Annotated in this window: 18 protein-coding genes; all 18 read left to right on the forward strand. The window is 64.5% G+C overall.

Features of this window, described 5'->3' with window-relative positions; genetic code table 11:
- The first annotated feature begins 42 nt into the window (after positions 1–42).
- The 18 genes from H7C19_RS00405 (at position 43) to hflX (ending at position 21,735) form a co-directional block, all read left to right on the forward strand.
- Positions 43–1,143: an aromatic acid exporter family protein gene (locus H7C19_RS00405; RefSeq protein WP_246469223.1), complete on the forward strand. Its 1,101-nt coding sequence runs from the start codon at positions 43–45 to the stop codon at positions 1,141–1,143.
- A gap of 96 nt (positions 1,144–1,239) precedes the next feature.
- On the forward strand, positions 1,240–1,797 hold the full coding sequence (locus tag H7C19_RS00410) for an outer spore coat protein CotE (RefSeq protein WP_185140585.1): 558 nt from the start codon (positions 1,240–1,242) through the stop codon (positions 1,795–1,797).
- Between the two features lie 244 nt (positions 1,798–2,041).
- Positions 2,042–3,439 (forward strand): putative amidoligase domain-containing protein, encoded by a 1,398-nt coding sequence (locus tag H7C19_RS00415; RefSeq protein WP_185140586.1) that lies wholly within the window; start codon positions 2,042–2,044, stop codon positions 3,437–3,439.
- A gap of 155 nt (positions 3,440–3,594) precedes the next feature.
- Positions 3,595–4,392 (forward strand): MHYT domain-containing protein, encoded by a 798-nt coding sequence (locus H7C19_RS00420; RefSeq protein ID WP_185140587.1) that lies wholly within the window; start codon positions 3,595–3,597, stop codon positions 4,390–4,392.
- Positions 4,393–4,500: 108 nt separating this feature from the next.
- Positions 4,501–4,821, forward strand: a complete 321-nt coding sequence (locus tag H7C19_RS00425) for a hypothetical protein (protein ID WP_185140588.1) — start codon at positions 4,501–4,503, stop codon at positions 4,819–4,821.
- 4 nt (positions 4,822–4,825) lie between these two features.
- Positions 4,826–5,860: a type 2 isopentenyl-diphosphate Delta-isomerase gene (gene fni, locus H7C19_RS00430; RefSeq protein WP_246469224.1), complete on the forward strand. Its 1,035-nt coding sequence runs from the start codon at positions 4,826–4,828 to the stop codon at positions 5,858–5,860.
- A gap of 220 nt (positions 5,861–6,080) precedes the next feature.
- Positions 6,081–8,798, forward strand: coding sequence for a DNA mismatch repair protein MutS (gene mutS / locus H7C19_RS00435; protein ID WP_185140590.1), 2,718 nt, complete (start codon positions 6,081–6,083; stop codon positions 8,796–8,798).
- 38 nt (positions 8,799–8,836) lie between these two features.
- Positions 8,837–10,231 (forward strand): S41 family peptidase, encoded by a 1,395-nt coding sequence (locus H7C19_RS00440; RefSeq protein WP_221468970.1) that lies wholly within the window; start codon positions 8,837–8,839, stop codon positions 10,229–10,231.
- A gap of 78 nt (positions 10,232–10,309) precedes the next feature.
- Positions 10,310–12,676, forward strand: a complete 2,367-nt coding sequence (gene mutL, locus H7C19_RS00445; RefSeq protein WP_185140592.1) for a DNA mismatch repair endonuclease MutL — start codon at positions 10,310–10,312, stop codon at positions 12,674–12,676.
- Positions 12,673–13,467 (forward strand): class I SAM-dependent methyltransferase, encoded by a 795-nt coding sequence (locus H7C19_RS00450; protein ID WP_185140593.1) that lies wholly within the window; start codon positions 12,673–12,675, stop codon positions 13,465–13,467. Before mutL ends, H7C19_RS00450 begins: the two co-directional genes overlap by 4 nt.
- Complete coding sequence (gene miaA, locus H7C19_RS00455; RefSeq protein WP_185140594.1) at positions 13,451–14,473, forward strand: tRNA (adenosine(37)-N6)-dimethylallyltransferase MiaA; 1,023 nt, start codon at positions 13,451–13,453, stop codon at positions 14,471–14,473. The genes H7C19_RS00450 and miaA overlap by 17 nt, the downstream gene beginning before the upstream one ends.
- Before the next feature lie 26 nt (positions 14,474–14,499).
- Positions 14,500–14,742, forward strand: coding sequence for an RNA chaperone Hfq (gene hfq, locus H7C19_RS00460; protein WP_185140595.1), 243 nt, complete (start codon positions 14,500–14,502; stop codon positions 14,740–14,742).
- A 158-nt stretch (positions 14,743–14,900) separates the two neighbouring features.
- Complete coding sequence (locus tag H7C19_RS00465; RefSeq protein ID WP_185140596.1) at positions 14,901–17,327, forward strand: transglycosylase domain-containing protein; 2,427 nt, start codon at positions 14,901–14,903, stop codon at positions 17,325–17,327.
- Between the two features lie 76 nt (positions 17,328–17,403).
- Positions 17,404–17,844 (forward strand): GNAT family N-acetyltransferase, encoded by a 441-nt coding sequence (locus tag H7C19_RS00470; protein ID WP_185140597.1) that lies wholly within the window; start codon positions 17,404–17,406, stop codon positions 17,842–17,844.
- Between the two features lie 97 nt (positions 17,845–17,941).
- Complete coding sequence (locus H7C19_RS00475; protein WP_185140598.1) at positions 17,942–18,502, forward strand: ribonuclease FAU-1 family protein; 561 nt, start codon at positions 17,942–17,944, stop codon at positions 18,500–18,502.
- Entirely contained in the window at positions 18,481–19,173 is a 693-nt protein-coding gene (locus H7C19_RS00480) for a YdcF family protein (RefSeq protein WP_185140599.1), read from the forward strand. Before H7C19_RS00475 ends, H7C19_RS00480 begins: the two co-directional genes overlap by 22 nt.
- 62 nt (positions 19,174–19,235) lie before the next feature.
- Entirely contained in the window at positions 19,236–20,249 is a 1,014-nt protein-coding gene (locus H7C19_RS00485) for an AAA family ATPase (RefSeq protein WP_185140600.1), read from the forward strand.
- Positions 20,250–20,412: 163 nt separating this feature from the next.
- Positions 20,413–21,735 (forward strand): GTPase HflX, encoded by a 1,323-nt coding sequence (gene hflX / locus H7C19_RS00490; RefSeq protein WP_185140601.1) that lies wholly within the window; start codon positions 20,413–20,415, stop codon positions 21,733–21,735.
- Positions 21,736–21,831 lie beyond the last annotated feature (96 nt).

Raw genomic sequence — 21,831 nt, forward strand, 5'->3', positions numbered from 1 at the left:
CCTTAACGGCGTCTTTGACGGAACCGCGGACGTGCTGATACGATGGAGGAGCAAGGCTGGGAGAAGACGGGAACGAGCGGAAGGCGGAACGCAGTCATGGAGCAAAAAGGCATACGGACTTGGACGGACAAGCTATTCGGACTGATCGGACTGCGCGTTATGAAAACGGCGATCGCCACGTTGACGGCCATCTACGCGGCGATGCTGTTGAACGTCGATAATCCGCAGGCGGCAGGAATTCTGGCGATACTGGGCGTCGATACGACCCGGTGGCGGGGGCTCAAGACCGTCTTCGCGCGCTTCGCGGCATCCCTCGTCGGTCTCGTCATCGCTTCGGCGCTGTTCGACGCGATCGGCTTTCATATATGGGTATTGGGATTGTTCATCCTGATCGCGTTCCCGCTGCTCACGCGGTTCGGCCTGAAGGAAGGGATCGTCACCGGATCCGTGATCGTGTTCCACCTGTTCGCACGGGGCGAGGTGTCCGTGGACGCGATCTTGACCGAGCTGAAGCTGCTGTCGATCGGGCTCGGCTGGGCGACGTTCTTCAATCTGGTCTACATGCCGAGGGAGAAGCGGACGCTGGCCGTGCTGAGGGACAAGACGGAGCGTCTGTTCGCCGCCGTCTTCGTGGAACTTGCGCGGTTCCTGCGCGATCCCGGCGCGCTGTGGAGCGGGGACGAGATGCTCCAGGCCGAAGCGGCGATCGACGAGGGGATCGAGGTGGCGCAGCGATCGCGGGAGAACCGGCTCATCTGGCGTTCGAAGAACAACCGGCTCGTCCTGCAGGACGAGCCGTGGCTGCTGTACTTTCATATGCGCCGCAGCCAGCTGGAATCGATCCAGCTCATGATGGAGCTCGTCGCGTTCGTCTCGCATCGGGTCCCTCAGGCGGAATCGATCGCGCGGCTCTTCGATACGCTGACGGACGACGTCCGCTCCGATTACTACGAGGGCAAGACCGAGCAGGCGCTCGATGCGCTGGAGACGCAATTCCGCGCGATGCCGCTGCCCGCGACGCGGGACGAATTCGAGACGCGTGCGGCGCTGCTGCAGCTCTGCCGCGAATTGCGCCGCTATCTGACGATCGCGAGACGGGAGAAAAAACGCAGGTCTCCGCAGGCGACCGCCCACATACAATGAGATGGAAGCTCTCCGTGCACGGATACATTTTTGTCACTCTAGACGAATGTCCTGCATAGACTTTTATTGAATTGATTGTATGGAGGAGGTCATTGAATGGCTATTGCGGATAAACGGCTGCAACGCAGGGAGATCATCACGAAAGCAGTTTGCGGCAAAGGCCGGAAGTTCTCGACGATTACCCATACCGTTACGCCGCCGCACCACCCTTCCAGCATTCTGGGAGCGTGGATCATTAACCATCAATACGAAGCGGTACGTTCGGGAGACGGCATCGAGGTAGTCGGGTCTTACGATATTAACATCTGGTATTCCTACAGCAAGAACTCGCAGACGGATGTGGCAAAGGAGACGATCTCCTACGTGGAGCTCGTGCCTCTGTCGTATGTAGACCCGCGCCATCGCTCCGCCACCGAAGAGGTTTCTGCGGACGCAACGCAGGAACCGAATTGCGTGGAGGCGACGATCAGCTCGAACGGGTCGTCGGTGCTTATTCGCGTGGAGCGCGAATTCGCCGTAGAGATGGTAGCAGAGACCAAAGTAACCGTCGTGGTGGACCCCAATGGCTTCGACGACGGCAAGGATGCCGATTTCGGTCTGGATGACGGCGACTACGAAGATCTCGACTCGGATTTGCTTGAAGACGATCTGTAAGCGGCCCTCCAAGGCCGATACTTATGCGTATGCGGATGCGATCGAAAAGTCGAGGGCGGATGCCTGATCTTGGCGAAAAAAGCAGCCTATTTCATGCAGGACGATCGGAGCTTGGCGCGGACAGCGCGGGTTTCCGCCGTACTGCGGCCACCGGCGGCGGTTGGCAGACAGGGAAGGGTCATCCGGTTTCGGCGTATCATCGCCGACGGGACGGCCCTTCCCGCTTGCTTGGGGGAGGATCGCGATGAGCGGCGAGCGGGGAAAGGTGTGGTTCGTGCGCGGCGGCGACGATTCGGCCGGTTGGGCGGCGGGCGCCGGATTGCCGGAGTTGACCGGAGGCGCGCGCGCGGGCAATCGCGACGCGGTGCTGCATTTGGGCGGACGGCGCCCGGATGCGTCTCTCGGCGGCGCTTGGCATTGGAACGCGAACGCGGCGGAAGTCGAGGCGCTCCCATGGCGCGAGAAGGAGCGGCGTCTGCGCCGCGAAGGATTCGTGACGGCGTCTTCCGCGCACATCCGGCAGGGACGAGGCCGGATGGTCGGCCAGCGCTATGGGCAGAGGCAGTTCCGGGTGTCGGTGTTCGGGCTGCAGGCGGCGGATATACACCCGGACCCCGGGTCGCGGACGAGGGACGAGGAATTGCGGCGCAGGCTGGCCAGGGCGTCGGCTCGCGCGCTGTACGTGCTCGGGCTGGACTTCGGCAGCGTGGCATGGGAGGTGAACGGCTCCGGACGGACAGGCGTTATCACCGGCATCTCGCCGTTCCTGCGGCCGAAGACGGCGGAGGCGGAAGCCCGCTTCGCGCAGGCGGCATCCGAATTTGCCTCGGCCTGGTCGGCGGAGAGCGCGCGAACCGTGTCGGCGACGCTCGGCGCCGACCCCGAGTTCGTGCTCCTCTCGGACGAAGGCAAAGTCGTGCCGGCCGCGCGCTACTTGGCGCCGGACGGCCAAGCGGGCTGCGACGCCGTCGTCGTCGGGGGCGTTCAGCGGTGGGCGCTCGCGGAGCTGCGTCCGGACCCCTCGGACGACCCGCTCGCGGTCGCCTCGCAGCTGCGCCGTCTCCTGGCGTCGGCGGCACGCCGCACCGGCGGCGCGCGGCTCCAGTGGCGCGCCGGAGCCGCGCCGGTGCCGGGACTGCCGCTCGGGGGCCACCTGCATCTGAGCGGCGTCGCCTTGACCGGCGAACGGCTGCGGGCGCTCGACAACGCGGTCGCGCTGCCGCTTCGGCTGCTGGAGCCGCCGGACGCCGGGGGCCGCCGCCCGCGGTACGGCTCGCTCGGCGACTACCGTCCGAAGCCGCACGGCGGCTTCGAGTATCGCACGCCGCCGAGTTGGCTCGTCTCGCCGCGGCTGGCGCGCGGCACGCTCGTCCTGACGAAGCTCGCGGCCGAGCATGCCGGCGCGCTCGCGCCTCATCGGCCGCTGGACGACGACGCGATGCGCGACGCGTTCTATCAGGGCGGCCGGGACCGGCTGCTGGCCGGCGCCGAGCGGGTTTACGCCGCGCTGCGCGGGACGGCGGGTTACGCGAAGTACGGGGCTGCCGTCGACGATCTCTTTGAGGCGATCCGGGCCGGCAGAACTTGGGACGAGGGCGCGGATATCCGCGCCAAGTGGAAAATTCCCGTCTTCGACCGGTGAGGGGCGTGCCCTTTGCCTTGGCGACCGCTGTCGAATCGGTGGTTCGGAAGCGGGAAAATAGCGGAAGTCGCTGCGAACCGTTGATTTCCGGCCGTCAAGGCTCTAAAATTTAGGCATCGCTAGCAATTGAAACGAGCCGGGGGAGATCGGAACCTATGGATCATGGAACGGCGCAATACGATACCGTATTGGTTCTGTTATCGGTATTCGTCTCCGTCTCCGCCTCCTATACGGCCTTCGATCTGGCGGACCGGATGCTGGAGACGTCGTCCAAGGTCAAGCGCCACGCCTTGCTGCTGCTCACTTCGTTCCTCTTCGGACTGGGCGTCTGGTCGATGCACTTCATCGGCATGTTCTCTCGCGCGATTCCCGCTCCCGTCTCTTACGACATTCCGCTCCTGTTCGTCTCCGTCCTGCTGCCGATCTCGGCCACCTTCGTCGCCTTGCGCCTCGTCGCGAAGTCGCACGACGGCAGAGCCTCGTACATATTCGGCGGACTATTCACCGGTCTGGCCGTCATCTCCATGCACTATATCAGCTTGGCCGCGATGCAGATGCCGGCCGGCTTGCGTTTCAAGCCGCAATTCGCGATCGCCTCCGTCGCGCTCGCGCTCGGCATCTCTTATGTCTCGCTTCATCTCGCGCTTCTGCTTCGTTCGCAGCCGAACGATCATTCCGTTCAAAGGATAAAGCTGATCGGCGCCGCCTTGCTCGGCCTTGCGCTCTCGGGCATGCATTACGTAGCGATGGCGGGCGTGGACATCACCCCCGCCGAATCGGTAAGCCTGTCTGACGGCTCCTCCGTCCGCCGGCGGCGTCGCGATAACGGCATGACCGGTGCCGTTGCGGTAGGAGGGAGGTTGGGCGAGTGGCGTTCATCGCAGATCGGAGAATCGCGCTTACCAGACTCGATAAGAGGGGGCAGCGCGCTTGCAATCGAAGGGCGATTATAGGTATGCTTGGATTTTGAAGCGTCGTTCGCCGGCAGGACGCGGCGACTCCCGCGGAGGGCCAGATCGCGGCATAACAGCCGGGAGGGCGCCAGGCTATACCGGGCTTTCATGGCCGAATCCGCCGCGCTGTTCCGGTCGGTCCGAAGGCTGCTCTTCGGGCGGCCCCCGCCGTCCCGGCGAGACCGGGCGGATCTGAGGCAGCTGGCGGGATGGATTCGGGTTCGTCAAGACACGTCGGCTTACCGGGGCGGGATCTACGGCATCTCCGCCGACTCGGCGCGCCAAGCGTTCTTCCGTCCGTCGAGCTGGGGCGGACTGCGGGGGCTTTGGTTTGCGGGCGGGACGACCCAGCCTGGCGGGTCGCCCATGGCTGCCCTCTCCGGGCAGCTGGTGGCCGAACATATCATCGCATCTTTTGGAATGGGGTAGACAGTTGGATCGACATTCGGATACGCAGCGGCGCAAGGACGAGCACATTGAGATTTGCCTGCGGGAGGACGTGAGCGGCCTTGCAGCCGGCGCAGGCTTCGACAGGTTCCGCTTCCGCCACAACGCGCTGCCGGAGACGGCTTTCGCCGCGATCGATACCGGCGCCTCCTTCCTCGGGCGGCCGCTGAAGGCGCCGCTGCTCGTCAGTTCGATGACCGGCGGGACGCCGGAGGCGGGACGGATTAACCGCAGGCTGGCCGCGGCGGCGCAGCGCAGAGGCTGGGCGATGGGGCTCGGTTCGGCGCGGGCGGCGCTCGAGGACCCGTCTTCGGCGGATTCCTTCCGCGTGCGGGACGCGGCGCCGGACATTCCGCTGCTCGCGAACCTGGGCGCGGTTCAGTTGAATCTCGGTTACGGGCCGGACGAATGCCGCAGGATGATGGAGCTGACGGAAGCCGACGGTCTGGTGCTGCATTTGAACGGGCTGCAGGAAGTGTTCCAGCCGGAGGGCGATACCGACTTCTCCGGCCTGCTGGACCGGATCGCTGCGCTCTGCGCACGATTGGAGCGTCCGGTAGGCGTCAAGGAAGTCGGCTGGGGAATCGACGGGGAGACGGCCCGCAAGCTCTTCGAGGCCGGCGTCGCCTTCGTGGACGTCGCGGGCGCGGGCGGCACGTCTTGGAGCGAGGTCGAGAAGCGGCGCTCCCGGGACGAGACGCGCCGCTCGGCGGCGGACGCGTTCCGGGAGTGGGGCATTCCGACCGCGGACTGCATCCGCGAGGCGCGGGCCGCCGCCCCGGAGGGGACGATCGTCGGCAGCGGAGGCCTCCGCGACGGGGTGGACGCGGCCAAAGCGATCGCGCTCGGCGCCGATCTGGCCGCGTTCGGCCGCATGCTGCTGACCGCGGCGGCCGAATCCGAGGCGCGGGCCGAAGCGGAATTCGCGCGCATCGAATACGAGCTGCGCGCGGCGATGTTCGGGATCGGCGCGGCCGACTTGCGCGCGCTGCGGCGGACGAACCGTTTGGTGCGGCTGTAGCCGCAGCGTAAACTTCCCGGGCGCGGCAGCCGGAAATGGGGGTACGGACCGGCTGAATCGGATAAGAAAATCCCCGTTCGGAGCCGCAGGAGAACAACGGGGGAACGAATAGCAAGGATCGGAAGCGCCGCCGGCGCTTTTTTGCTATAATGAAGAGCTGACACGGATTTCGATCCGTTCGCCAATACCGCATTCATAGAACCTTTCCGGGAGGATAACCATGGCTGGCTACACCCCGATGATGCAGCAATATTTGGCCGTAAAGGAAGAGGCGCGCGACGCGCTGCTGTTTTTCCGGCTCGGCGACTTTTACGAAATGTTTTTCGATGACGCCCTCTTAGCGGCGCGCGAGCTCGAAATAACTTTAACTGGGCGCGGCGCCGGGCAGGAAGAGCGGATCCCGATGTGCGGCGTTCCCTATCATTCCGCCGAAGGCTACATAAGCAAATTGGTAGACAAAGGATATAAAGTGGCGATCTGCGAGCAGGTCGAGGACCCGGCTACGGCCAAAGGCGTCGTCCGGCGCGAGATCGTGCGGATCGTCACGCCCGGTACCGTCATGGAGACGAAGTCGCTGGGCGATGCAGTCAACAACTTCATCGTAGGCGCGGCCGAGGAGGCCGGACGTTTCGGGCTCGCCGCCTGCGACCTGACGACCGGCGAGCTCTACGTCACCTCGTTCGCCGCCGGACGCGAGACGGTCAAGAACGAATTGAACGTCTACCGGCCCGCCGAGGCGGTCGGCGACGATGCCGCGCTCGCCCGCCTGCACGAGGCGGCGCGGGCCGGCGGCAGAACCTTGCTCGCTACGGTCCGCGACGGCGGCCCGGACGAATCGGCGCTGTCGGAGCAGTTCCCGGACGAACGCTGGGAACGGCACGAGCGCGTCCGGCTCCTGGCCGTCTCGCGGCTCGTCGGCTATCTGGGCGAGACCCAGAAGCGTTCGCTCGACCACGTGCGGGCGGTCAAGAGCTACGATCCGCAGCAGTATATGGCGCTGGACGCCTTCACCCGCCGCAACCTCGAACTGACCGAGACCGTCCGGGACCGGTCGCGCAAAGGTTCGCTGCTCTGGCTGCTCGACCGGACGCGCACGGCGATGGGCGCGCGGCAGCTCAAGCGCTGGATCGATCAGCCGCTGCTCGATCGCGTCGCCGCCGACGACCGTCTGGATGCGGTCGAGGCGCTGCACGGGAACTGGATGCTGCGCGAGGAGCTGCGCGGCGAGCTCTCCGAGATCTACGACCTGGAGCGGCTGGTCGGCCGCATCGCCTACGGGACGGCCAATGCGCGCGACCTGAACGCGCTCGGCCGCTCGCTCGCCCGCATCCCGGCGCTCCAGCAGCTCTGCGCCCAGCTCGGCTCCGCGCCGCTGGGGCGGCTCGCGGAGGGCATGGACGCCTGCGGCGATCTCGCCGACGCCATCCGTTCCGCGATCGCGGACGAACCGCCCGTCTCCGTGCGGGAAGGCGGCATCATCCGCGCGGGCTTCCATGAACGGCTGGACGAGCTGAAGGAAGCCAGCAGGAACGGCAAGACGTGGATCGCCGAGCTGGAGCGGCAGGAACGGGATGCGACCGGCATCAAGTCGCTCAAGATCGGCTTCAACAAGGTGTTCGGCTATTACCTGGAAGTGACGCGCGCCAACCTGGGCGCGCTGCCGGAGGGCCGCTACGAGCGCAAGCAGACGCTGGCGAACGCCGAGCGGTTCGTGACGCCGGAGCTGAAGGAGAAGGAAGCACTGATCCTCGAAGCGGAGGATCGGATGGTCGATCTCGAGTACGAACTGTTCGCCGCGCTCCGCGACGAGATCGCGGTTCATATCCCGCGGCTGCAGCGTCTGGCGGAGCAGCTGTCAGCCCTCGACGCCCTGCAGTCGCTGGCAGAAGTGAGCGCGGAACGCCGCTACGTGCGGCCGAAGTGGAGCGACGGCTTCGACCTGAAGATCTCGGACGGCCGTCATCCGGTCGTCGAGGCGGTCGCGGAAGGATCCGCCTTCATCGCGAACCATGCGTCGCTGACGGCCGACGACGGCGCCATTCTGCTCATCACCGGACCCAACATGGCCGGGAAGAGCACCTACATGCGCCAGGTCGCCATGATCAGCATCATGGCGCAGATCGGCTGCTTCGTGCCGGCGAAGGAAGCGGCGCTCCCGATGATCGACCGCATCTTCACGCGCATCGGCGCGGCCGACGATCTGGTCGGCGGGCAGAGCACGTTCATGGTCGAGATGAAGGACATTCAGGTGATGACCGAGCAGGCGACCGAGCGGAGCCTTGTCATCATCGACGAGCTGGGGCGCGGCACGTCCACCGAGGAAGGAATGGCGATCGCGCAGGCCGTCATCGAATACGTGCACGATTCGGTCGGCTGCAAAGCGCTCGTCTCGACGCACTTCCATGAGCTGGCCCATCTCGAGGAGACGCTGCCCCGGCTTCGGAACGGCTGCATGGCGGTCAAAGAGAGCGCGGACGGCGTGACGTTCCTGCGCAAGCTGGTCGCGGGCGCCGCCGACTCGAGCTACGGCATCTACTGCGCGCAGTTGGCCGGCTTGCCGGATTCAATCGTCCAGCGCGCCTACGGATTGCTGGCGTCGGGTGGCGATCGTCCGTCGGCGCCGGCGCTTCCCGTCCTTCGCGAGTCCGCTGCCGCGGCGGACGCGCCGGAGACGGCATCGCGGCCGGCGTTGGCGCGCGCCGAAGAGAGCCTCCCGCTCGCTTCGGAAGCGACCGTGCGTCCCGGCATCGCCCAGCTGTCGCTGTTCGGCGAAGTCGCTCTGCCTGCCGACAAGCCGCGCAAAACGCTGCCGGCTGCCGACGAGAAGATCGTCGGCAAGCTTCGCAAGCTCGATATTATGCGCATGACGCCGCTTCAAGCTCTCGAATGGCTGAACGACGCGCGCAACCAATTGATGGAAAGCGGGGAACTTTCATGACTCATTTCCGTATTGTCCGACGTATCGCAACAACGGTCTTGGCATCCGCCCTGGCCTTCGGCATCGTTCCGACCGCGCCGGCGACCGCCTCGAGCGCGAAAGCGGACGAGATTCGCCAGTTGTTGGAGCAGTATCACATCAGCAAGCCGACGGACGAGACGTTGGACGACGCGGCGATCGACGGCATGATCGATTCGCTTGGCGATCCCTACACCGAATACTTCAGCGAAGAAGAGATGAAGGGGTTCACGAACCTGCTCGAGCAGACGTTTGTGGGCATCGGCATCGTCATGACCGAGGATTACAAGACCGTCTATATCGAAGACGTTATCTCGGGAAGTCCCGCCGAACAGGCCGGCTTGCTGCCGGGCGACGCGATCCTCTCCGTGGACGGCGTATCGATGACGGGCAAGACGATCGCCGACGTGCAGCGCGCCTCCCAAGGCGTGGAAGGCACGACCGTCAAGATCGGCGTCAAGCGGGGAGACAAGAAGTTTCAGTTCCCGGTCACGCGCAAAACGGTACATATGCCTACCGCTTCCAGCAAGATGATGGGAGACGGGGTGGCCTATCTCGACCTGAACGGATTCTCCTCGGATGCGGGAGCCAAATTCGCGAACGAGCTGGCGCAGCTCGAGCGGCAGGACATTCGCTCGCTGGTCATCGACCTGCGCAACAACGGGGGCGGATACGTCGACCAGGCGCAGCTGATCGCCTCGCAGTTCATCGCCGACGGCGTGCTCGCGCATCTGAAGGACCGGGACGGCAACGATACGCCGCTGACGGTCAAAGGGCAGACGAAGCCTTATCCCGTCTGGATTCTGGTGAACGGCGGCAGCGCCAGCGCCTCCGAGCTGCTCTCCGGCGCGCTGCAGGATTACGGGATTGCCAGGCTGATCGGCACGAAGACGTACGGCAAAGGCGTCGTGCAGCGGCTGGTCCCCGTCTCCTCGGGCGGGACGCTGAAGGTGACGGTGCAGGAGTACCTCACGCCGAACGGCAACCACGTCGACAAAGTCGGGCTGCAGCCGGACTTGTCCGTCGAAGGCTCGCTGGAGCAGCTCATGGCGGCGTTCCGCGCGGCAGGCGGCCATACGCTGACGCTTACGGCGGGGAAGGGGGCGGCCGTCGTCAACGGCGTGCGCGTCGCGCAGCCGGCGCTGACCGTGCAGAAGAACGGCGTCTGGTACATTCGAACGAAGCTGGGCGCGAATGTTGCGGAAGCCTCGGTACGCTACGACGCCCAGACTAAGCAAATCGAGCTCAAGCGCGACGGCGCGTCGAACCGGGCCTCCGTCAAGGACGGCCAAGTGCTCATGGTGGACGGCACGAGTTATCTGGATGTCCGGCTGCTGGCGAAATGGTACTCGGACGTGCAATGGACCGCCGTCGGCGACGGAACCGTCACGTTGATCGATACGCAAGCGGCTTGACCGAAACGGCGCGCTGCCTCGATTCAAGGAAATAGGCGGCATTCAAGCAAGCTAAGGGATCGGGAAAGGAGTGCGAACATGGGGATCATCCGTTTGTTAGACGAGCATCTGGCGAACCAGATCGCGGCGGGCGAGGTCGTGGAACGTCCGGCTTCCGTCTTGAAGGAACTCATCGAGAACGCCGTGGACGCGGGAGCGAAGACGATCGACGTTACCGCGGAGGAAGGCGGGCTCGGATTGATCCGGATCGCGGACGACGGGGCCGGCATCCAGCCCGACGATCTGCTGACGGCGTTCCAACGCCATGCGACGAGCAAGATCGTCACGGGCAAGGATCTGTTCCAGATCGCGACGCTCGGCTTCCGCGGGGAGGCGCTGCCCAGTATCGCGGCGGTCGCCAAAGTCCGCTGCGTAAGCGCGGCGGACGGGGACGGGTTGGGGCGGGTGCTGGAGATGGAAGGCGGCGCCGTCAAAAAGCACGAAGACGCCGCTTCGCCGCAAGGAACGGATATGTCCGTGCGAGAGCTGTTCTACAATACCCCGGCCCGCCTCAAATATATGCGAACGATTCAGACGGAGCTAAGCCATCTGTCCGACGTCGTGTACCGTCAAGCGCTGGCCAGGCCGGATATCGCCTTCGCCTTCGCGCACAACGGCACGACGCTGCTCCGGACGCCGGGCAACGGCGATCTGCGCCAAGTCGTAGCGGCCATCTACGGGACGGCTGCGGCCAAAGCGATGCTGCCGATCCAGGCGGAGCATCCCGACTATACGCTGTCGGGATTGACCGCCATGCCGGTCGAGACGCGCGCGAACCGCAACGGAATCACCATCTTGGTAAACGGCCGCTACGTCCGCAGCGCCGCGGTCGTGCAGCCGCTGCTCCAAGCGTACCATACGCTGCTGCCGATCAATCGTTATCCGCTGTCCGTGCTTTCTCTCCGCATGCATCCGTCGCTCCTTGACGTCAACGTGCATCCCGCCAAGCTGGAGGTGAGATTCAGCAAGGAGACCGAGCTGCGCGCCTTCGTCGAGGACGCCGTCCGCCGAACGCTCGGCGAGCGGGCCTATATCCCTTCCGGCACCGCCGTTCGGGCGCCGAAGCAGCAGGTCTGGACGCAGGAGCAGATCCGCTTCCAGGTGGCGCCGGATTCGGCGTCGGCTCTGCCGTCCGGCGCGGATGCGCCGGATATACGGCCGTCTGAGGGGCCGTCTGGCAATCCGTCGGCCCCGACGCCGGGGAATGCCGCCCGTCCGGCGGGTTCCGCCTATGCGAACGTGCCCGCCGGATCGCGCCCGGCTGGCGGATCGGGCGCCGGGGGCAGCGCGTTCGCGAACGTGCGGTCGGAGGCGGCTGCCGGCGCCGAGCCGGGCGCCGTTCTCCGCGAGTCGGACGACGCGTCTGCCTATGCGGCGCTGGCCGCCGAAGTCGAGCCGCTAGCGCCCCCGAGACGGGAGCCGAACGTGCTCCCGTCTCCCGACTTCCGCCCCGATGCGGACCGCGGACCTGCACCCGGCGACGTCGACGGCGATGCGTCGGCCAGCCGGGCCGAGCCTCCTTCGCAACCGATGGAAGACGTCCAACCGTCCGGTCATACGCGCTATGCAACGCCCGACCTGCCGCAGCCGGATGCGCGGACTCAGCCGTCCGGCCAATCGCAACCATCCGGCATGTCGCAGCCCTATGCGCCATCCCAACCGTCCGGCAATCGGGGCAGTTCGCAGTCGCAGCCGTCCGCCATGTCCGATCGGCGTTCGTCCGCCGGCGCCTACGATCGTCCGCTGCCGCCGGGCGCGCGGGTGCCGGGCGACGTCTGGGAGACGGCGTTCGCTTCGCCGCCCGTCTCCGCGCCGAAGCCCGCGTTTCCGGAACTGTATTGGATCGGACAGCTTCACGGCACTTACCTGGTCGCGCAGAACGATACCGGCCTGTACCTGATCGACCAGCATGCCGCGCACGAACGCATCCATTACGAGCTGTACTACGACAAGTTCGGGGAGCCGGGGGCGGCCAGCCAGGAGCTGCTCCTGCCGGTCACGCTCTCCTTCGCGCCGGACGAATGCGCCGCGCTGCGGAACCGGCTGCAGTACTTCGAGCAGTCGGGCGTATATTTGGAGGAGTTCGGAGGCAATACCTTTATCGTACGCGCGGTGCCGCATTGGCTGCCCAAGGGCGAAGAGGCGGACATCGTGCGGGAGATGGCGGAGTGGATCCTCAAGGAGCGGACCGTCGATCTGCACAAGATCCGCGAAAAGGCGGCGATCCTGTGCTCCTGCAAGGCGTCGATCAAGGCGAATCAATACCAGACGCGCGAAGCCAGCGAGGCGCTACTGCGGCGGCTGGCGAACTGCCGGCAGCCCTACACCTGCCCCCACGGCCGTCCGATCGTCGTAAGCTTCACCACGTACGAGTTGGAGAAAATGTTCAAGCGGGTGATGTCATGATCGTCACGACGATGGAGAAGCCGGACGCGCGGGTCCTCGCTTACGCGCAGCGGCTCGCGGACGAGCTCGCCTGCCCGCTCGTGCCGCGCAAGCGGGAGACGCTCGCCGGCCTGATGCGCAAGCGCGCGGACGCGGCCGACGGGATGCTCGTCGTAGGCCGGGACGCGCTGCGCTTCGTATCGGACGACGGCCCGCCGCTCTTCTATCATCCCAGCATGGCGCTCGTTCGCGCGAAGCGGCTGCTGGACGGCGGGGCGGACGCGCTCGTCGCCGCGACGGGAGCCGCGCCCGGGGACGCCGTCCTCGACTGCACGGCGGGTCTGGCCTCGGACGCGCTCGTGCTGGCTTACGCCGTCGGCGCGGAAGGCCGGATAACCGCCGTGGAGGCGTCCCGCGTGCTGCATCTCATCGTCCGCGAAGGCCTGCGGCACTACCGCACCGAGGTCGACGCGGTCGACGAAGCGATGCGGCGCATCCGCATGGTGCGCGGCGACCATCTGTCGGTGCTTCGGGGCATGCCCGACCGAAGCGTCGATATCGTCACGTTCGATCCGATGTTCTCCCAGCCCGTGCTGACCTCCGCTTCGATCCGGCCTTTGCGCGCGATCGCGCAGGACGAGCCGTTGACCGCGGAGGCGGTTACGGAAGCGCGGAGGGTCGCGCGCAAGCGGATCGTGCTCAAAGAACATCGCGATAGCGAGCTCTTCGAACGCTTCGGCTTCGATCGGGTGCGCAGCTCGTATTCGGCGGTGGATTATGGAGTGATATTAATTAATGACGTTAAATCATGACTCGGATTACCGGGGCGGCCCAGATTCGCCGGAAGCCGCCAAGCCGCCCTTGCTCGTGCTCGTCGGTCCGACGGCGGTCGGGAAGACGGCGCTCAGCCTGCAGGTCGCCAAGGCGTTCGGCTGCGAGATTATCAGCGGCGACTCCATGCAGGTGTACCGAGGCATGGATATCGGGACGGCGAAGCTGCCGCCGGAGGAGCGCGAAGGCATCCCGCATCATCTGATCGACATTCGCGATCCTGAGGAGCCGTTCTCGGCCGCCGATTTCCAGGCCGAATGCGCGAAGGCGATCCGCGAGATCCACGGCCGCGGCCGCACGCCGTTCATCGTCGGCGGCACCGGACTATACGTCGAGTCCGTCTGCTACGACTATCGCTTCCAGGACCACGGGAGCGACGAGGCGTTCCGCGAACGGATGCAGGTCATCGCGGCCGAGCGCGGACCGCAGGCGCTGCACGAGCGGCTCGCCGCCGTAGACGCCGCCAGCGCGGCCAAGCTGCATCCGAACGACACGAGGCGGGTCATTCGCGCCCTCGAAATTTATGAAACGACGGGGCGGCCCTTCTCCGAATTGCAAGTCCAGGCCCGGGGAGACGAGAAGACGTCCCCTTACGAATTGGTCTTGATAGGTTTGACGATGGACCGCGCCCGGCTTTACGAACGGATCGAGGAACGGGTCGATCAGATGCTCGCGGAGGGTCTGGTGGAAGAGGTCTCCGGGCTGCTGGCGGCCGGGGTGCCGAGCGGCGCCGTCGCGATGCAGGCCTTGGGGTACAAGGAGGTCGCGGGCTACTTGACGGGCCGCTTCGATTACGAGCGCGCGGTAGAGCTGCTCAAGCGGGATACGCGGCATTTCGCCAAACGCCAGTTGTCCTGGTTCCGCCACATGCAGGATCTGCAATGGATAGACGTAGGCGCCCACCCAAAAAACTCCGAACTTTTCAAGGAGATCTGTGCTATAATAGCAGGAAAGTTTCCATACGATATTGAATATATTTGTTCATAATCTTTTGGCGATGGGGGATACCGGCAATGAACAAGTCCATTAACATTCAGGATACGTTTCTTAATCAGCTGCGCAAAGACAGCATTCCAGTCACGGTTTATCTGACCAACGGATTTCAAATTCGCGGCGTCGTTCGCGCCTTTGACAACTTCACGATCGTCATCGACAGCGAAGGCCGCCAGCAGATGGTATACAAGCATGCCATCAGCACGTTCACGCCGCAGCGCAACGTATCCCTTCAGCAGCAGGACACGGGAGCGGACGCTTAAGTCTGGCGTTCCTCGCGGAAGAGAATGAAACCTTTCGCCCCCATTTCGCGTCTAACGGAATAGTCCGGCCACCGAGCAACCCGCCCGTCGGGTTGTTCTTCTTTTGAACGGGGAGGACCTAAATAGAGAAAACCAACTGTGTAAAAGGGGAGATCCGAATGGCATCGACAGCTAACGCTAGCAAGGGAAAGGACAAGCGCTCCAAGGCGCCGAAGCGCAAAAACCGCAAGCGCGTCGCCTTGATCTGGCTGTTCTTCGTCGTCCTCTTCGCCATCGTTTGCGCGGTCGTCGGCTACTTGCTTGTCATCTTGAACGGCGAACGCATTCTAGCCGCCAATGAGAACAAATTGAACAATATGGACCGGGCGACCGTCATCGCGGACGCCTCCGGCAAGGAGATCACCAAGCTGTTCGTGGCGGAGGGAAACCGCGAGTACATTCACTTTAAGGATATTCCGAAAAAAGTCCAGGACGCGTTCATCGCGACGGAGGATAAACGGTTCTACGAGCACGGCGGCGTCGACTTCTGGGGCATCGGCCGGGCGCTCGCCAAGGACGTCGTCGCCCGCAGCATGGTCGAAGGCGCCAGCACGATCACGCAGCAGCTCGCGCGCAATCTGTTCCTGAGCTCGGACAAGACGTGGTTCCGCAAAGGCACCGAAGCTTCGATCGCGCTCGCGCTGGAGAATCACAAGTCGAAGGAAGAGATTCTGGAGCTCTACCTGAACCGGATCTACTTCGGCAAGCGCCAGTACGGCATCAAGACGGCCGCGAAGTACTACTTCAACGTCGACGACCTGAACAAGTTGGAGCTGTGGCAGATCGCCACGCTGGCCGCCATCCCGAAGGGGCCGAACATCTACAACCCGGTCAAGGATCCGGAGAAGTCGAAGGAACGCCGGGGCGTCATCCTGAAGCTGATGGAGGACCAAGGGCTGATCACCGAGGCGGAGCGGCAGCAAGCCGCCGCCGTCGACTACGATCCGAGCGTCGTGCCGAAGCAGCAGAGCGGCCGGTTCGCCGCCTTCACCGACTATGTCGTGGACGAAGCCCAAGACGTCATGGGGCTGACGGAAGAGGAGCTGCTGAGCGGCGGCTACACGATCTACACGACGATCGACATTCCGGCGCAGGAAGCGATGGAGTCGGCGTTCGCGAAGGATTCCAACTTCGAGAAGAGCAAGGACGAGACGCCGATCCAGGGCGCCATGGTCATCATGGACCAGCATGACGGCTCGCTCAAGGCGATGGTCGGCGGACGGGACTACGAGCGCAACGGCTGGAACCGCGCCACCAAGGGCAGACAGCCGGGCTCGTCGTTCAAACCGATCGTCTCGTACGGGCCGGCGATCGAATCGGGCGACTACTTCCCGTGGTCGACGCTGCGGGACGACAAGATTTGTTACGACAACGGCAAATACTGTCCGACCGACTCGAACGGCAAGAAGTATATCGGCGCCGTGAGCATGAAGGAAGCGATCCGCGAATCCCGCAACCAGCCGGCCGTCTGGCTGCTGAACCAGATCGGCGTATCGACCGGCATCAAGTTCGCGGACAAACTCGGCATCACGCTCGACAAGGGGGACCGCAACCTCGCGATCGCGCTCGGCGGCTTGACGAAGGGGGTCACTCCGATTCAGATGGCGCGCGCGTACGGGACGTTCGCGAACGGCGGACAGCTCCAGGATTCGCACAGCATCCTGAAGATCGAGAACGTGTCCAAGGAGCCGGTCTACACGTTCAAGGACACGAAGGCGAAGCAGGTGATCAAAGATACGACCGCGTATTACGTCACGGACATTCTGAAGGGCGTCGTCGCTTCCGGTACCGGCACCAAGGCGCAGATCAAGGGCCGTACGGTCGCCGGCAAGACGGGCACGACCCAGCTGGGCATTCCGGGCGTGAAGTCCAGCGGCAACCGCGACGTCTGGTTCGTCGGCTACACGCCGGAGTGGACGGCCGCCGTCTGGATGGGCTACGACAAGACGGACAAGGATCATTACGTGCAGAAGAGCAGCGGGCAAGCCGCAGCGCTGTTCTCCCAGGTCATGTCGAAGGCGCTGGCCGGTCACGAGAAGCTGAGCTTCCCGGAACCGAAGGCCGTAGAACAAGCCAAGCCGCCGGAGGGCATCAAGGATCTGAGCGGCATGTACGATTCGCAGCAAGTGTCGATCAATCTGAACTGGTCGGCCGTCGAGGGAGAAGAGATCACTTACAAGATCTACCGGAAAGCCGACGGCGAGTCGCAATTCAGCCTGCGGGGCGAATCCGTCACGCCGTCGTTCGAGGATTTGGCAATTTTGCCGGATATGACGTACACTTACTACGTCAGGTCATATCAGGCGTCGACCAAGACGGAAGGTTCGGATTCGAACCAAGTGTCGGTCACGGTGACGACTGGACTGGATGAGCAGACGCCGCCGCCGGAGGAGCAGACGCCGCCGCCGGAAGAGCAGACGCCGCCGCCGGAGGAGCAGACCCCGCCGCCGGTGGAGTCCACGCCGCCGCCAGTCGAGTCGACGCCGACGCCGACCCCGACCCCGCCGGTATCGCCGGGCGAATCGACGCCGACGATGCAGCCCTAAACCGAACGCACCGACAGAAGGGGAGCAAGCGACGCTTGTTCCCCTTTGCTATCTGAATGGACAAGGAGCATATACGATGAAATGCATCGCCGTTACCGATTCCGCGCAATTGGCCGAGTGCCTTCGGATTCGAACCGAAGTATTCGTGAAGGAGCAAGGCGTATCGATCGACCTCGAAGTGGATGAGTACGACGCGTCGCCGACCGCTTGCCGGCACTTTCTGGCGCTCGACGAGGGCGCGCCCGTAGGCGCCTCGAGATGGCGCGCCTACAAGCATGGCGTGGCTAAACTGCAGCGTATCGCCGTGCTGGCCGCCTACCGGGGCCGCTCCGTCGGGCGCCTGCTCGTTCGGGCGATGGAGGCCGACGCGGCCGCGCAAGGCTATTCGGAAGCGATCCTGGATGCGCAATGCAGCGCAGAAGCCTTCTACGTGAAGCTCGGCTACGAGAAAGTGTCCGACGAGACCTTCTACGACGCCGGCATTCTTCACGTCCGCATGCGGCATTCGTTGGTTTGAGCGAGGCGACTCGCCCTTACGGGCACCGTCAACTGGTGACGGACGGTAAGTTGTGGTAAGCTTTGTGTAAATCTGCATGTAGGAACGAGAGAGGACTATGAAACGTAAATTTTCGGACCGGGCCAATTGGCGCCGCATATTGAAGAAGAGCTACGCTTGCATCCCGATGGACGAACCGTACTTCCGCGGGTTCGTGACGCTGTATCGCATTCACGAGCTGCGCGATCCGCTCTGGAAGGAGTACAACGGCAAGCGCATGTGCCTGGCCGACAAGGGCTACCTGTGGACGCAGCACTTCCCGCGAGGCGAACACTTCGTCGTCACGACGATGTTCGACGACAAAGGGAACGTCGTGCAGTGGTACATCGACATCTGCAAGACGCAGGGGCTGACCGATCAGCAAGTGCCGTGGTTCGACGACCTGTATCTGGACATCGTCGTGCTCCCGACCGGAGAGACGCTGCTGCTGGACGAGGACGAACTGGAGGAAGCGCTGGACGACGGGCACATCACCGCCCGCGACTCCGCCATGGCGCAGCGCACGGCTAATCGCCTGCTTTCCGCGATCCGGCAGAAGAAATTCCCTTACTTCGATCTTAGCCTTCAGCACCGGAAGATGTTCCTGGAGCGTCTGGGATGGGAGAACGGAAGCCGATGAACGCCGGGCGTCCGGATCATTCGGCGGAGCCGCTGGCCGTCATGAAGCATCCGAAGCGCAAGCGCGCCATTCGCGCGATTGCCGCAATTGCGCTCGTTGGCGTCATCGCCTTGGCGGCTTGGTGCGCGGCGATCTATGTACACATCGCCCGATTCGAAGGCCTGCCCGCCGATTCGGCTCCGCGGCACGCAGACGTCGGCATCGTGCTCGGCGCCTCGCTGTGGCAAGACAAGCCCAGTCCGGGGTTGCGGGAGCGCCTCGATCTGGGGCTTTCCCTGTACAGGGCAGGCACGTTCGACCGCTTCATCCTGACCGGCGGATTGGACGACAACGGCGCCACGATCACCGAAGCCGAAGGCATGAAGCGATACCTCGTCGGTCAAGGCGTTCCCGCCGAAGCGATCGCGCTCGATCCCGACTCGCGGAGCACCTATGAGAATCTGAGCTTCGCCCAAGCGATCATGGCGGAGCGCGGCTGGCGGACCGCCGTGATCGTGACCCATCAGTTCCACGGCGCCCGCGCGCTCGATATCGCGCAGACGCTGCGCTACCGGGACGTGCAGGTGCAGGTGACGCCGTCCCGCGTGATGAACATGGCTTACCACAACACCCGGGAAGTGCTTGCCTATACGAAATGGCTGGGACAGAAGTGGTTGTTGCATGCCGCCTGACCGCCCCGAATAGATTGATAATGCGGCAAATTCGTCGACATTCGTCTGCGGGGTGGAACGCGATGAACACGAGAGCTACGGGGACGCGGGATGCCGCGGCTAGCCGGCCTTCCCGGCAAATCAACGTCGTACTGCGGAGTCATGAGCCGACGCCCGCAGCCGGCTCCCCGCCCGAGTCCGGGGCGGCACGGAGTCTCCCTGCGAACGGGCCCTGGTCGGAGTGGCAGAAGGAACTCGACCGCATGGTCGGGCTCGATAACGTCAAGGAACTCGTATACGAGATATACGCGCTGCTTCAAATTGCGCATTATCGCGGAGACGCGGGTCTCCACAGTCAGGCGCATGTGTACCACATGATTTTCAAGGGCAATCCCGGGACGGGGAAGACGACGGTCGCGCGGCTGCTCGCGAAGCTGTTCCAAGGCATGGGGCTCCTGGCCAAAGGCCATCTGGTCGAGGTGGAGCGCGCCGACCTCGTCGGCGAGTATATCGGCCATACGGCGCAGAAGACGCGCGATCTGGTCAAGAAGGCGCTGGGCGGCGTGCTCTTCGTCGACGAGGCGTACAGCCTCGCGAGAGGCGGCGAGAAGGACTTCGGCAAGGAAGCGATCGATACGCTCGTCAAGGCGATGGAGGATTACAAGAATCAGTTCGTCCTCATCTTGGCGGGATATACGATGGAGATCGACATGTTCATGCTGACGAACCCGGGATTGCCTTCGCGCTTCCCGATCCAGATGGAGTTTCCCGACTACAGCGTCGACCAGCTCGTGCAGATCGCGGAAGGCATGGCCCGCGAGCGGGACTACGTCCTGCTGCCCCAATCCGTCTTTAAGCTTCGCCAGCTCGTGCTGCAAGAGAAGAACGAGGCGATCTTCCATTTCAGCAACGCCCGGTACGTCCGCAACGTACTCGAACGTGCGATCCGCAACCAGGCCGTGCGGCTGCTCCAGCAATACCCGGCCGAGTCGCCGGGACGGCAGGAGCTCGTCGGGCTGCGGCCCGAAGATTTGCGGCAAGCGTCGGTCGCGGCCGGGACGCCGCAGGGGGCGACCGGCGCGGGCGCGCCTTCCTGACGCCGACCGGCCGGCGAGACCATCGCTTCCGCGCAGATGGCTGCGCGGGAGGCGGCGGTCTCGTTTTTTTTTGCGTGGATGAACGAATCCCAAGCAACGAACCTAACGGAATTGGGTACATTTCTAATGTCATGTCTCAGCCAACGGAGGCGCTCTAACCAAGATGAAGCAAAGCACATACGATACCGGCGCGGACGTTCGCGAACGCGCGCTCCTGGTCAGCCTGGTGACCGACGAAGTCAAGCGCTCCGGCTCCGACCCGAAGCATTCGCTGCAAGAGCTTGTCCACCTGGCGGAGACGGCAGGCGTCGAGGTCGCGGGCCGGATTATGCAGAATCGCGACGTGCCGGACACGAAGTGGTTCGTGGGCAAAGGGAAGGCGCAGGAACTGAAGGCGGCGATCGCCGCCGAGGGCGTGACGACCGCGATCTTCGACCAGGAGCTGTCCGGCGCGCAGGTCCGCAACTTGGAAGCCGAGCTCGACGCGAAGATCATCGACCGCACGCAGCTCATCCTGGACATCTTCGCGGGCCGCGCCAAGACGCGGGAAGGGATCCTGCAGGTCGAGCTGGCGCAGCTCACCTACCTGCTTCCGCGTCTAGCGGGCCAAGGGGTGAATCTGTCCCGCCAGGGCGGCGGAATCGGTACCCGGGGGCCGGGCGAGACGAAGCTCGAGACGGACCGCCGGCATATCCGCAACCGGATCAACGAGCTGAAACGGCAGTTGAAGGAAGTGATCGCCCATCGCAACCTGCACCGCGAACGCCGCAAGAAGACCGGCGTTGTGCAGATCGCGCTCGTCGGCTACACGAACGCAGGCAAGTCGACGCTGCTGCGCCAGCTCACGTCCGCCGACGTGCTCGCGGAGAACAAGCTGTTCGCGACGCTCGATCCGACCACGCGGACGCTGGCGCTGCCGAGCGGCAAGGAAGTGCTGCTGACCGATACGGTCGGGTTCATCCAGAACCTGCCGCACGACTTGGTCGCCGCATTCCGCGCCACGCTGGAGGAGGCGAACGAAGCCGATCTGCTGCTCCACGTCGTCGACGCGTCATCGCCGATGCGGGATCGTCAGCGGACCGTCGTCGAAGAGGTGCTCGGCGAGTTGGGGGCGGCCGGCAAGCCGACGCTGCTCGTCTACAACAAGATCGACGAGGTGCCGTCGAACGCCATCGGACTGCTCGCGGGCGGCGCGGATACGATCCGCCTCAGCGCCTTCAACGCGCGCGATCTGGATCATCTCCTGCATCGGATCGAGGACAAGCTCCTCGGCGGCATTTGCACGCTGAGGCTGCCGGCTTCGCGGGGCGATCTGTCCGCGCTGGCCTACCGGGTCGGGGACGTGCTCTCCCGAGAGACCGAGGAGGACGACCTGATCCTCACGCTGCGGATCAATCCGGCCGATATGGAGAAGTGGGGGCGGCCGCTCGAGGCGTACCGGACGGCCGAAATGCCGGAGACGGCGGCGTCCGAGGCGGACAGGTAAACGGAACGTTCGGGGCTTCGCCGTCATCCGGAGGGCGAAGCCTTTCCGTTGCGGATGGAGCGGCTCCGTCGGCGATATCAAATGGGGGAAACGAGG

This window comes from Cohnella nanjingensis, assembly GCF_014212125.1.
In the GTDB taxonomy this organism is placed as follows: Bacteria; Bacillota; Bacilli; order Paenibacillales; family Paenibacillaceae; genus Cohnella; species Cohnella nanjingensis.

What these genes read in the sequence shown, in the direction of transcription:
- H7C19_RS00405 (WP_246469223.1), top strand. Translation starts at nt 43, where the DNA reads ATGGAGGAGCAAGGCTGGGAGAAGACGGGAACGAGCGGAAGGCGGAAC.
- H7C19_RS00410 (WP_185140585.1), top strand. Translation starts at nt 1,240, where the DNA reads ATGGCTATTGCGGATAAACGGCTGCAACGCAGGGAGATCATCACGAAA.
- H7C19_RS00415 (WP_185140586.1), top strand. Translation starts at nt 2,042, where the DNA reads ATGAGCGGCGAGCGGGGAAAGGTGTGGTTCGTGCGCGGCGGCGACGAT.
- H7C19_RS00420 (WP_185140587.1), top strand. Translation starts at nt 3,595, where the DNA reads ATGGATCATGGAACGGCGCAATACGATACCGTATTGGTTCTGTTATCG.
- H7C19_RS00425 (WP_185140588.1), top strand. Translation starts at nt 4,501, where the DNA reads ATGGCCGAATCCGCCGCGCTGTTCCGGTCGGTCCGAAGGCTGCTCTTC.
- mutS (WP_185140590.1), top strand. Translation starts at nt 6,081, where the DNA reads ATGGCTGGCTACACCCCGATGATGCAGCAATATTTGGCCGTAAAGGAA.
- mutL (WP_185140592.1), top strand. Translation starts at nt 10,310, where the DNA reads ATGGGGATCATCCGTTTGTTAGACGAGCATCTGGCGAACCAGATCGCG.
- H7C19_RS00450 (WP_185140593.1), top strand. Translation starts at nt 12,673, where the DNA reads ATGATCGTCACGACGATGGAGAAGCCGGACGCGCGGGTCCTCGCTTAC.
- miaA (WP_185140594.1), top strand. Translation starts at nt 13,451, where the DNA reads ATGACGTTAAATCATGACTCGGATTACCGGGGCGGCCCAGATTCGCCG.
- hfq (WP_185140595.1), top strand. Translation starts at nt 14,500, where the DNA reads ATGAACAAGTCCATTAACATTCAGGATACGTTTCTTAATCAGCTGCGC.
- H7C19_RS00465 (WP_185140596.1), top strand. Translation starts at nt 14,901, where the DNA reads ATGGCATCGACAGCTAACGCTAGCAAGGGAAAGGACAAGCGCTCCAAG.
- H7C19_RS00470 (WP_185140597.1), top strand. Translation starts at nt 17,404, where the DNA reads ATGAAATGCATCGCCGTTACCGATTCCGCGCAATTGGCCGAGTGCCTT.
- H7C19_RS00475 (WP_185140598.1), top strand. Translation starts at nt 17,942, where the DNA reads ATGAAACGTAAATTTTCGGACCGGGCCAATTGGCGCCGCATATTGAAG.
- H7C19_RS00480 (WP_185140599.1), top strand. Translation starts at nt 18,481, where the DNA reads ATGGGAGAACGGAAGCCGATGAACGCCGGGCGTCCGGATCATTCGGCG.
- H7C19_RS00485 (WP_185140600.1), top strand. Translation starts at nt 19,236, where the DNA reads ATGAACACGAGAGCTACGGGGACGCGGGATGCCGCGGCTAGCCGGCCT.
- hflX (WP_185140601.1), top strand. Translation starts at nt 20,413, where the DNA reads ATGAAGCAAAGCACATACGATACCGGCGCGGACGTTCGCGAACGCGCG.